General features: G+C 63.3%; 9 protein-coding genes. 3 read left to right on the top strand and 6 right to left on the bottom strand.

What is annotated here, in order from left to right; genetic code table 11:
• Positions 1–624: 624 nt before the first annotated feature.
• A complete protein-coding gene (rlmM, locus tag AK81_RS24525; RefSeq protein WP_043203388.1) occupies positions 625–1,689 on the bottom strand; it encodes a 23S rRNA (cytidine(2498)-2'-O)-methyltransferase RlmM in 1,065 nt (354 codons plus the stop codon).
• Between the two features lie 223 nt (positions 1,690–1,912).
• Between rlmM and acnA the strand changes: the two genes are divergently transcribed.
• Both acnA and AK81_RS24515 read left to right on the top strand, forming a co-directional pair.
• Entirely contained in the window at positions 1,913–4,654 is a 2,742-nt protein-coding gene (gene acnA / locus AK81_RS24520; protein ID WP_043203386.1) for an aconitate hydratase AcnA, read from the top strand.
• Positions 4,655–4,836: 182 nt separating this feature from the next.
• The gene (locus AK81_RS24515; protein ID WP_043203385.1) at positions 4,837–6,402 is read left to right on the top strand and encodes a methyl-accepting chemotaxis protein; all 1,566 of its coding nucleotides are present in this window, start codon (positions 4,837–4,839) and stop codon (positions 6,400–6,402) included.
• 168 nt (positions 6,403–6,570) lie between these two features.
• Here AK81_RS24515 and AK81_RS24510 read toward each other — a convergent pair whose 3' ends face one another.
• The 5 genes from AK81_RS24510 to AK81_RS24490 form a co-directional block, all read right to left on the bottom strand.
• Positions 6,571–7,455, bottom strand: a complete 885-nt coding sequence (locus tag AK81_RS24510) for a pseudouridine synthase (RefSeq protein ID WP_043203382.1) — start codon at positions 7,453–7,455, stop codon at positions 6,571–6,573.
• Positions 7,456–7,506: 51 nt separating this feature from the next.
• Positions 7,507–7,815 (bottom strand): hypothetical protein, encoded by a 309-nt coding sequence (locus AK81_RS24505; protein WP_043203379.1) that lies wholly within the window; start codon positions 7,813–7,815, stop codon positions 7,507–7,509.
• 65 nt (positions 7,816–7,880) lie between these two features.
• Positions 7,881–8,312 (bottom strand): D-Ala-D-Ala carboxypeptidase family metallohydrolase, encoded by a 432-nt coding sequence (locus tag AK81_RS24500; RefSeq protein ID WP_043203377.1) that lies wholly within the window; start codon positions 8,310–8,312, stop codon positions 7,881–7,883.
• Between the two features lie 108 nt (positions 8,313–8,420).
• The gene (locus AK81_RS24495) at positions 8,421–8,660 is read right to left on the bottom strand and encodes a glutaredoxin family protein (protein WP_043203376.1); all 240 of its coding nucleotides are present in this window, start codon (positions 8,658–8,660) and stop codon (positions 8,421–8,423) included.
• A gap of 72 nt (positions 8,661–8,732) precedes the next feature.
• Positions 8,733–9,941 carry an ammonium transporter gene (locus tag AK81_RS24490; protein ID WP_043203375.1) on the bottom strand — a complete coding sequence of 403 codons (1,209 nt, stop codon included), beginning with the start codon at positions 9,939–9,941 and terminating at the stop codon, positions 8,733–8,735.
• Between the two features lie 313 nt (positions 9,942–10,254).
• Here AK81_RS24490 and AK81_RS24485 point away from each other — a divergent pair, with 313 nt between their 5' ends.
• Entirely contained in the window at positions 10,255–10,569 is a 315-nt protein-coding gene (locus tag AK81_RS24485) for a DUF883 family protein (protein WP_043203373.1), read from the top strand.
• Position 10,570 lies beyond the last annotated feature (1 nt).

Below are 10,570 nucleotides of genomic sequence, written 5' to 3'. Positions count from 1 at the left end.
TTGTATTCGTCTGCCAAAGCAGCTAATCCGACACGCTGGAGCGGCCAGACGCGAAATTGGCGACTTGCAGATGCTGTTTACTTGAATCCGGAGCGCCCGGAAGCTGGCGTTGCCATAGCTAGCTGAAGTTAAGGCGACAGGTACATTGACACGCACCGCGTTTGACAAAAAGTGACTCGCCGTAAGGGCGAAAAGGTGAGTCTGCGTCGCCATCACAAACGGACTGTTCTCCGTTTCAATACCGCCGCAGAAGCTCTTGATTTCGGGATGTGGGCCTTAACACAGTGTAGACATTCGTTCGCGCAGGTGGCGCTGAGTCACCTTTCCGCCCTTACGGCGGGTCCCTTTTTTTCGTGGCAAAAAGGAACCAAAAACCGTCCGCTCCCATCATCCGGCCCCTGCGCTACGCTCCGGGGTCCCCTCGCTCCGGGCTTGCTCCCGGGAGGACCGCGCTGCAGGCCCCATCCTGGGGCCCAGCGCTTGACGGGCATCCATGCCCGTCACCTCCCTTCGCAAGCCCTGCGCTCGGCCTCCTGAAGTCGCAATCTGTGTCGCCTGGACTACCGCGCGCTTAGAAGCAAAAGCCGAAGCAAGAGCAAGAGCAGCGCGATAGGCGCGCTATGCTCAGCGCGGTTTCAGATCGAGCCGGCGCAGGTGGCAGGTCACTTCCTCGCGGTCGTGATACAGCTGCTTGCAAGCAATCGATACCCTGATCTTGCGCGCCTTGAACGTCGCCTCCATGCGGTCGAGCAGCCGGCGTACTTCGGCATAGCGCTGCTTCATCGGCAGCTTCAGGTTGACGACCGCCTCGCGGCACAGCCCCTCACCCAGCCAGGTTTCGATCAGCGAGGTGGTGCGTGCCGGCTTCTCGACGATGTCGCACACCATCCAGTCCACCGGCTGCTTCGGCTGCCAGGTAAAACCATCCGCCATCAGGTGCTGAACCAGGCCGGTGTCCATCAGGCTTTCGGCCATCGGGCCGTTGTCGATGGCAGTCACCAGCATGCCCCGGCGCACCAGCTGGTAAGTCCAGCCACCCGGCGAGGCGCCCAGATCAACGCCGGTCATGTCATCGCCCAGGCGCTGCTCCCATTGCTCGCGCGGGATGAACTGGTGCCACGCCTCTTCCAGCTTCAAAGTCGAGCGGCTGGGTGCCTCGCGGGGGAACTTCAGGCGCGGAATGCCCATGGGCCACAGGGCACTGTTGTTGGCCGGGGCAGCGCCGACGAACACCCGCCGGCCGCTGATGAAGGTGAGCAGCAGGCGTGGACGGCTGGCGTCGTCAACCAGGCGGCCGGCCTTTTCCAGCGCCTTGCGCAGCGGCACTTCGAACTTGCGGCAAAAGGTGGACAATTCCTTGCCTTCGTTACTGTCCAGCACTTCCAGCCACAGGCTGCCGAACACAGGCAAGTCGGCCAGCTCCGCCAGCAGCACACTGATACGGTCAGTTTCCGGCAGCTCGACATAACCGCCCCGGGCCCATTGGCGCGGGAAAATCAGCTCGCTGAAACGCAGCGCCCCCATCAGCCGCACGGCACCGCCTTCTTCGGTACAGACAAACTCGGCGCTGGCACTGTGCGGCTTGCCTTTGGCATAGCCAGCAATGCCCTGACGGGCGGCATGTTCGCTGATTTCGGCGCACACCTCGCCCTCGAAACCGGGCCGGCAATGCATGAACAGGGTATTCATCTCTCACTCCACTACGGCTGGCGCGCAACAGGCGCCGGCAGGGCGGCGATAATAAAGGAAGTTCGGAACCTGCGACACGCCCCGCCGGTCCAGAAAAGGGTCAGGGGCCGCAAAGCGGTCTAACCTGACCACTCAGCCAGGTCCGTACCGTGCGGATCGAAACAGAGCGGTTGCACCGGCAGACCTTGAATATTGCCGGGCACCGGCGCAGAAGGAGTTGGCAATGCCCTCGCTCGACAGCCTGAACACCCTCAAGACCCTCCAGGTCGGCAACCAGACCTATCACTATTTCAGCCTTACCGAGGCCGCCCGCCAGCTGGGTGACCTGCAACGCCTGCCCATGTCGCTGAAGGTGCTGCTGGAAAACCTGCTGCGCTGGGAGGACGGCCACACCGTCACCGGCGACGACTTGCGCGCCCTTGCACAGTGGCTAAGCGAGCGGCGCTCCGACCGCGAGATCCAGTACCGCCCGGCGCGCGTGCTGATGCAGGACTTCACCGGCGTGCCGGCGGTGGTCGACCTGGCCGCCATGCGCGCAGCCATGGCCAAGGCCGGCGGCGACCCGCAGCGGATCAACCCGTTGTCGCCGGTGGACCTGGTGATCGACCACTCGGTAATGGTCGACCATTACGGCACGCCGCAGGCCTTCGGCGAGAACGTGGATATCGAAATGCAGCGCAATGGCGAGCGCTATGCCTTCCTGCGCTGGGGCCAGAGCGCCTTCGACAACTTCCGCGTAGTGCCGCCGGGCACCGGGATCTGCCACCAGGTCAACCTGGAATACCTGGGCCGCACGGTGTGGACCCGTGAAGCCGACGGCCGCACCTACGCCTTCCCCGACACCCTGGTCGGTACCGACTCGCACACCACCATGATCAATGGCCTGGGCGTGCTCGGCTGGGGTGTCGGTGGCATCGAGGCAGAGGCGGCCATGCTCGGCCAACCCGTGTCGATGCTGATCCCCGAAGTGATAGGCTTCAAACTGACCGGCAAACTGCGCGAGGGCATCACCGCCACCGACCTGGTGCTGACGGTAACGCAGATGCTGCGCAAGAAGGGTGTGGTGGGCAAGTTCGTCGAGTTCTATGGCGACGGCCTGGCCGAACTGCCGCTGGCAGACCGTGCGACCATCGCCAACATGGCACCGGAGTATGGCGCCACCTGCGGTTTCTTCCCGGTTGACGAGGTGACCCTGGACTACCTGCGCCTGTCGGGCCGACCGGACGCGACCGTGCAACTGGTCGAGCAGTACTGCAAGGCCCAGGGCCTGTGGCGCCTGCCGGGGCAGGAGCCGCTGTTCAGCGACAGCCTGGCACTGGACATGCACGAGGTCGAAGCCAGCCTGGCCGGGCCCAAACGGCCGCAGGACCGCGTGGCGCTGGGCCAGGTCAGCCAGGCCTTTGACCATTTCATCGAACTGCAGCCCAAGCCGCTGGCGAAGGAAGTCGGCCGCCTGGAAAGCGAGGGCGGCGGTGGTGTAGCGGTGGGTAACGCCGACCAGGCTGGCGAGATCGACTACAGCCATGGAGGCCAGACTCACACCCTGCGCGATGGCGCCGTGGTGATTGCCGCAATCACCTCGTGCACCAACACCTCCAACCCGAGTGTGATGATGGCTGCCGGGCTGGTAGCCAAAAAGGCCCTGGAAAAAGGCCTGCAACGCAAACCGTGGGTCAAGAGTTCGCTGGCCCCGGGCTCCAAGGTGGTCACCGACTACCTCGAGGCGGCAGGGCTAACCCCCTACCTCGACCAACTGGGCTTCGACCTGGTCGGCTATGGCTGCACCACCTGCATCGGCAACTCCGGCCCGCTGGACGAAGCCATCGAGAAAGCCATCGGCAGCGCCGACCTTACCGTGGCCTCGGTGCTGTCGGGCAACCGCAACTTCGAAGGCCGCGTGCACCCGCTGGTCAAGACCAACTGGCTGGCCTCGCCACCGCTGGTGGTGGCCTATGCACTGGCCGGCAGCGTGCGCGTGGACCTGACCCGTGACCCGCTGGGTACCGGCAAGGACGGCCAGCCGGTCTACCTGCACGATATCTGGCCCAGCCAGCAGGAAATTGCTGCGGCCGTGGCCAAGGTCAATACAGCGATGTTCCACAAGGAATACGCCGAAGTGTTTACCGGTGATGCGCAATGGCAGGCCATCGAGGTGCCACAGGCTGCTACCTATGTGTGGCAGGCTGACTCTACCTACATCCAGCACCCGCCGTTCTTCGACGACATCGGCGGCCCACCGCCACAAATCGCCGACATCCACGGCGCGCGGGTGCTGGCGCTGCTGGGCGACTCGGTGACCACCGACCACATCTCACCGGCGGGCAACATCAAGGCCGACAGCCCCGCCGGGCGCTACCTGCGTGAACAGGGGGTGGAACCACGCGACTTCAACTCCTACGGCTCGCGCCGTGGCAACCATGAAGTGATGATGCGCGGCACCTTCGCCAACATCCGTATCCGCAACGAAATGCTGGGGGGTGAAGAAGGTGGCAACACCTTGCACGTGCCCACTGGCGAGAAGTTGTCGATCTACGACGCGGCCATGCGCTACCAGCAGGAAGACACCCCGCTGGTGGTGATTGCCGGCCAGGAGTATGGCACCGGCTCGAGCCGCGACTGGGCAGCCAAGGGCACCAACCTGCTGGGGGTCAAGGCGGTGCTGGCGGAAAGCTTCGAGCGCATTCACCGCTCCAACCTGGTGGGTATGGGCGTGCTGCCGCTACAGTTCAAGGCCGGTCACGACCGCAAGCAACTGGGGCTGACCGGTAAGGAGCGGATCGATGTGCTGGGTTTGAACGGTGCACAGATCCGCCCGGGCATGAGCCTGCCTTTGCGCATTACCCGCGAGGACGGTCAGCAAGAACAGATCGAGGTGTTGTGCCGGATCGATACCCTGAATGAAGTGGAATACTTCAAGGCGGGAGGGATTCTGCATTATGTGTTGCGCCAGATGATTGCTGGCTGAGCCAGGTAGGCTTGGCCGGAGATTTGCGGCCCTATTGAGAGCGAGCACCGCGCGGGCGGCGCTCGCTCTCGAAGACACCCTGACCCCAACGGCGCTAAACACAAACCAGTAATATTAAATAATCATTCAATAAAACCAGTGGCTTGCCGATACCTGTCCAAAGCCCTGCGGACTATCAACCCATGCGTAACAACCAGCCGATTACCCAGAGAGAACGGACTTTCCCTGCCCAGCAGCGGTTGATCTCCACCACCAACGCCAAGGGCGTGATCACCTACTGCAACGATGCCTTCATCGAGATCAGTGGTTTCACGCGCGAGGAGTTGACCGGCGCGCCGCACAACCTGGTACGCCACCCCGACGTGCCGTCTGCCGTGTTTGCCCACATGTGGCAAACCCTCAAGCAGGGCCAGCCGTGGATGGGCATCGTCAAGAACCGCTGCAAGTCCGGCGACCACTACTGGGTCAACGCGTACGTCACACCGATTTACGACAACAACCAGGTCGTCGGTTTCGAGTCGGTGCGGGTCAAGCCAACCGCCGAGCAGATCCGCCGCGCAGAAGCACTGTACCAGCGCATCAACCAGGGCAAGCCGGCTGTACCTCGCAGGGACAAGTGGCTACCGGTGCTGCAGGACTGGCTGCCGTTCATCCTGATCAGCCAGGTAGGCTTCCTGATCGGCAACTGGCTGGGCCATTCCTGGGGCTTTGCCCTGGCTGCCGGGCTATCCGTACCCCTGGGCCTGCTCGGCTTGAGCTGGCAGCAGCGCGGCCTCAAGCGCCTGTTGCGCCTGGCCGAACAGACCACCTCCGACCCGCTGATCGCGCAGATGTTCACCGACAGCCGTGGCGTGCAGGCGCGCCTGGAAATGGCCATGCTCAGCCAGGATGCCCGCATGAAAACCTGCCTGACCCGCCTGCAGGACAGTGCCGAACACCTCAGCGACCAGGCGCGCCAGTCCGACGCCCTGGCGCACAAGAGTTCTTCGGGGCTGGAGCGCCAGCGGGTAGAAACCGAGCAGGTCGCCGCCGCCGTCAACCAGATGGCCGCCACCACCCAGGAAGTGGCCAACCACGTACAGCGCACCGCCGACGCCACCCAGGAAGCCAACCGCCTGACCAGCCAGGGCCGGCAAATTGCCGGGGAAACCCGCGAGGCCATCGAGCGCCTGTCGGCGGCGGTGGGCGAAACCGGCCAGACGGTCACCCAGCTGGCGAAGGACAGCGACGAGATTGGCGGCGTGGTCGATGTGATCAAGGGCATTGCCGACCAGACCAACCTGCTGGCACTGAACGCGGCCATCGAAGCCGCGCGGGCCGGTGAGATGGGCCGTGGCTTTGCCGTGGTGGCCGACGAAGTGCGCCAGTTGGCCCAGCGAACAGCTGAGTCCACCGGGCAAATCCACGGCCTGATCGCCAAGCTGCAGCAAACCGCCAGCAACGCCGTATTGACCATGGAAACCGGCCACCGCCAGGCGCAGGAAGGCGTCGATCGGGTGATGCAGGCTGACGAGGCATTGGTTGGGATCAGCGAAGCGGTGGCCAACATCACCGACATGGCCACCCAGATTGCCGCCGCGACCGAGGAGCAGACTGCAGTGGCCGACGAGATCAGCCGCAACATCAGCACCATCGCCGAACTGGCCGACCAGACCGCCGAGCAGGCCCAACACTCGGCGCTGCTCAGTGAAGAACTGACCAGCACGGCGGGAAGCCAGTATTCGTTGGTGGAGCGGTTCAACCGCTGATTTCAGCGGGCCTTGCGCGGTCCCTGTAGGAGCGGCCTTGTGTCGCGAAAGGGCCGCAAAGCGGCCCCAGCAGATTGTGCATCAACGCTGAAGTCCAGGGGCCGCTTTGCGGCCCTTTCGCGACACAAGGCCGCTCCTACAGGGACCGAGTGAATCCGATTTGCCTCGCTACCAGTCCAGCCGCAAGCGGCTTTCGAAGTACCGTTCTTCCCCGCTCAACGGGTCCTCGAAACGCAGGCTCTGCGCCAACAGCTTCAGTGGCCGCTGGTAGTCATCTTCTTCCTGAAGCAACTGCGGATAGAACGGGTCGTTGCAGATGCCTGCCCCCAACGCCGCCATGTGCACGCGCAACTGATGGGTCTTGCCGGTCACCGGCGACAGCCCATAACGCCACAGCTCACCGTTCTTCTCCAGCACCTCGGCCAGGGTTTCGCTGTTGGCCTCCCCTTGCACTTCGTGCATGCGGAAAAACGGCTCGCCATGCACCAGCCGGCTTTTGTGCACCAGCGGGAACTCATGCTGCGTCATGGCTGCGGCAATGGCCTGGTAGCGCTTGTCGATGCGCCGTTCAGGAAACAGCCGCTGGTAGGCACTGCGGGTATGCGGGTTGGCAGAAAACAGCACAAGCCCGGCGGTATGCCGGTCGATGCGGTGCAAGGGCACCAGGTGCGGGTTGTCCAGGCGGCGAATCAGGCGGCGCAGCAAGGTTTGCTCGACGTATTCACCGGTTGGCGTCACGGGCAGAAAATGCGGCTTGTCGGCCACCACCAGGTGGTCATCCACATGCAGCACGGTCTCTTGCACCGGGATGGGTCGCTCGTTCGGCACTTCACGGAAGTAGTGCAAGCGCATGCCTCGTTTGTAAGGCAACTCGGCCGAAACGGCGCGCCCTTCGGCATCCAGCACCCGGCCACGAGCAAAGCGGTCCAGCCACTGGGCGCGGTCGATGGCCTTGAAATGGTCGCACAGGCAATCGAGCACCGTCGCCCAGTTACCGGGGGGCAGGCAGACCGTGCTGGCTTGCTGGTGGGCGGGGTCGAAACGCGTGGTCATGGCAAGGCTCGAAACGTTCAAGGCCGCGCATTATCCCCCAAGCCAGCGCCCTCAACCAGCCTCGGCCATGGCCTCACTGCGCGCCTTCAGCCAGCGCAGCACCTGCACGGGCTCCCAGCGGCCGGGGTCATAAAGGGCATACAACAACCCCTGGTAGCCCACCACATCCAGCCCGCGGTGGTAACCGGCACGCTGGAACAGGGCTTCGATTTCGGCGAAACAGGTGTTGAAGTGGACCTTGCCGAACGGGGTACGATCATCGGTGACCAGGCCTTCGAGGCGCAGTTCCAGCACGGCGTCGGCCACCCGCTCGACGGGCATGCGGTTCACGCTGTACTTGAGTTGCTCGACGTTGAGCATGAGTTCACCTCGACACTGTATTTATATACAGCATACGAATATCCCCTTGCCGTCGTCAATGCGCTTCATTGCAGCCCTGCCAGGTAGCCGCTGCCTTTGCGTGTGGTCAACACCTGCCGACGCGGCGTACCGCGCGTCACAGACAGATGCACCCATCTGTCGAATTCCAGGATGAGTTGATCGAACGGCACGGCACTTTCATTGATCCGCCGCACGGTTTCCCGCGGGCTGACTTCGATCACCGTGAAGTCAGCCGCCAGCCCCTGCACATGCTGGCTGTTCGTGGCACCACCGATGCGTCGGTTGACCTTCTCGCTGCGAAAACCGCTGCTGACGATTATTGGCATGCCGAACAGTGCGCGCACCTGCTCCAGCGCACAACACAGCAATTGCAGGTTGGCCCTGGCTTCAGGGGGCGGGGTGTTATCGAATCCGTCCCTGGCGGCGAGCTGGGAAACGGTCATTTCATCAAAGGTGAAATGGGGAGTAATCAACATGGCAAGCTATTCCGATGATGGGTAAGGTTACCGGCGCACGTGCACCGGCACCTGATCATCAGCTCGCTTCACAAATCATGGAGGGGGGTTGCAACTCCTCTGCTGCCCTCATTGCCCAAGGAACGCCACCACCTGTTCGGCATCAAACGGCCAGTGCAGCTCGGCGGCGGTGTCGCAGCGCCGCAGCACCGGGATGATCAGGCCATAACGCTCGAACATGGGCTCGCTCTCGGCAATGTCGACCAACTCGACCAACAGGCCATGATCGACGAAAGGCATCAGCACAGCTTCGGCCACTTCACACAGGTGGCAGCCGAGGGTGCCGAACAGTTGGCATTCAGGCAGCATGGGGCAGGTCCCGGTTGGCATGCAGAGAAACCTATTCTAGGTCTGTCGCGCCCGTCATGCACCTGACCTGGCTCAATCCTGGCTGGTGGCGCCGATACGGTGCAGCGACAAGTCCGCGCCCTGAAACTCCTGTTCATGGCTCAAACGCAGCCCATGCATAGCCCGGATTGCGCCATACACGGCGAAGCCGCCGGTTAATGCCACCACCACGCCCATCAGGCTGCCCAGCAACTGGCTGATCAGGCTCACACCGCCCATGCCGCCCAATGCCGTCTGGCCAAAGACGCCGCAGGCAATGCCACCCCACACGCCGCACAGGCCATGCAGTGGCCACACACCCAGCACGTCGTCGATCTTCCAGCGGTTCTGCGCTGCGGTGAAGGTCCAGACGAACAGCGCGCCGGCCACCAGGCCGGTGGCCAGTGCGCCAATCGGGTGCATCAGGTCGGAACCGGCGCAGATCGCCACCAGGCCGGCCAACGGCCCGTTGTGCAGGAAGCCGGGGTCGTTACGCCCGGCCAGCAAGGCCGACAGGGTGCCACCGACCATGGCCATGAGCGAGTTGATCGCTACCAGGCCGCTGACGCCCTGCAACGTCTGGGCACTCATCACGTTGAAGCCGAACCAGCCGATGATCAGAATCCACGAGCCCAGTGCCAGGAAGGGAATGCTCGACGGGGCAAATGCCACCAACCGGCCATCGCGGTAACGTCCACGGCGCGCGCCCAGCAGCAGCACCGCCGCCAAGGCTAGCCAGCCGCCCATGGCATGCACCACCACCGACCCTGCAAAATCGTGGAAAGGCGCGCCGAAGCGGGCCTGCAACCAGGCTTGCAACCCCAGGTTGCCATTCCACACCACGCCCTCGAAGAACGGGTAGATAAACGCCACGATCAATGCCGTGGCGCACAGTTGCGGCACGAAGCGCGCGCGCTCGGCGATGCCCCCGGAGATGATCGCCGGGATCGCCGCAGCGAACGTCAGCAGAAAGAAGCACTTGACCAGCGAATAACCATGGTCGGCCGCCAGCACCGCTGCCGGCTGGAAGAAGTTGACGCCATAGGCTATCCAGTAACCGATGAAGAAATACACCAGCGCCGAGATGGCAAAGTCGCTGAGGATCTTCGACAAGGCGTTGACCTGGTTCTTGTGGCGCACCGTGCCCACTTCGAGGAACGCGAAGCCGGCATGCATGGCCAGCACCAGAATGGCGCCCATGAGAATGAACAGGGTGTTGGAACCGTGGACCAGGGAGTCCATCGCGCTGTGCGTGTTTTCCATGAAATAGGCAGACCTGCAGAAAAAGGCACCAGGACAGTTCAAGAACCTGCATCCCTGCACCGAATCGGTGCCAGCCCCCTGCCCCGTTTCGGTGAGCGGGTTGGAGCCTGCATGGTTTTTTCTTGGGTTTGTCGTGGATTGGGTTAAGGTTTATCGGTACCCGCTGGGCAGGCGCCCTGAATCGGCGCAATACCTGCCAGAGACGCCCCGCAACGTGGCAAAGCCTTAGCAAGGCCCATACCAGCACCGGCACTTGAACCTTCCGCGCGTGCTATTACTCGAACTACCAACACTCATCGACAGGGAGAGGCCCATGGCCAGCAAATCGGCAAAGACTGCACAAGAGATACTGATGGCTGACTTTCAGGCTTTGGTACGCGATACCGAGCGGCTGCTGGCCGACACTGCCAACCTGGCCGGCGATCAGGCTGACGAGTTGCGCGAACAGATTCACGACCGCCTGACCCAGGCTCGCGAAACCCTGCAACTGACCCAGGACTCGGTGCGCGAACGCGGCCAGGCGGCGCTGGGCAGCGCCGAGGAATACGTGCAGGAAAACCCGTGGCAGGCGATCGGCATCGCGGCCGGCGTCGGCCTGTTGATCGGCCTGCTGGCCAACCGGCGCTAAG

It is taken from the genome of Pseudomonas putida W15Oct28 (assembly GCF_000708715.2).
In the GTDB taxonomy this organism is placed as follows: Bacteria; Pseudomonadota; Gammaproteobacteria; order Pseudomonadales; family Pseudomonadaceae; genus Aquipseudomonas; species Aquipseudomonas putida_R.
The sequence above is the reverse complement of the archived record's forward strand: the minus strand, read 5'-3'. Positions and strand labels throughout refer to the sequence as shown.

Coding starts and splice junctions, on each gene's coding strand:
- AK81_RS24500 (WP_043203377.1), bottom strand. CDS start 8,312: ATGTTGATTACTCCCCATTTCACCTTTGATGAAATGACCGTTTCCCAG.
- acnA (WP_043203386.1), top strand. CDS start 1,913: ATGCCCTCGCTCGACAGCCTGAACACCCTCAAGACCCTCCAGGTCGGC.
- rlmM (WP_043203388.1), bottom strand. CDS start 1,689: ATGAATACCCTGTTCATGCATTGCCGGCCCGGTTTCGAGGGCGAGGTG.
- AK81_RS24495 (WP_043203376.1), bottom strand. CDS start 8,660: ATGCTGCCTGAATGCCAACTGTTCGGCACCCTCGGCTGCCACCTGTGT.
- AK81_RS24485 (WP_043203373.1), top strand. CDS start 10,255: ATGGCCAGCAAATCGGCAAAGACTGCACAAGAGATACTGATGGCTGAC.
- AK81_RS24490 (WP_043203375.1), bottom strand. CDS start 9,941: ATGGAAAACACGCACAGCGCGATGGACTCCCTGGTCCACGGTTCCAAC.
- AK81_RS24505 (WP_043203379.1), bottom strand. CDS start 7,815: ATGCTCAACGTCGAGCAACTCAAGTACAGCGTGAACCGCATGCCCGTC.
- AK81_RS24515 (WP_043203385.1), top strand. CDS start 4,837: ATGCGTAACAACCAGCCGATTACCCAGAGAGAACGGACTTTCCCTGCC.
- AK81_RS24510 (WP_043203382.1), bottom strand. CDS start 7,455: ATGACCACGCGTTTCGACCCCGCCCACCAGCAAGCCAGCACGGTCTGC.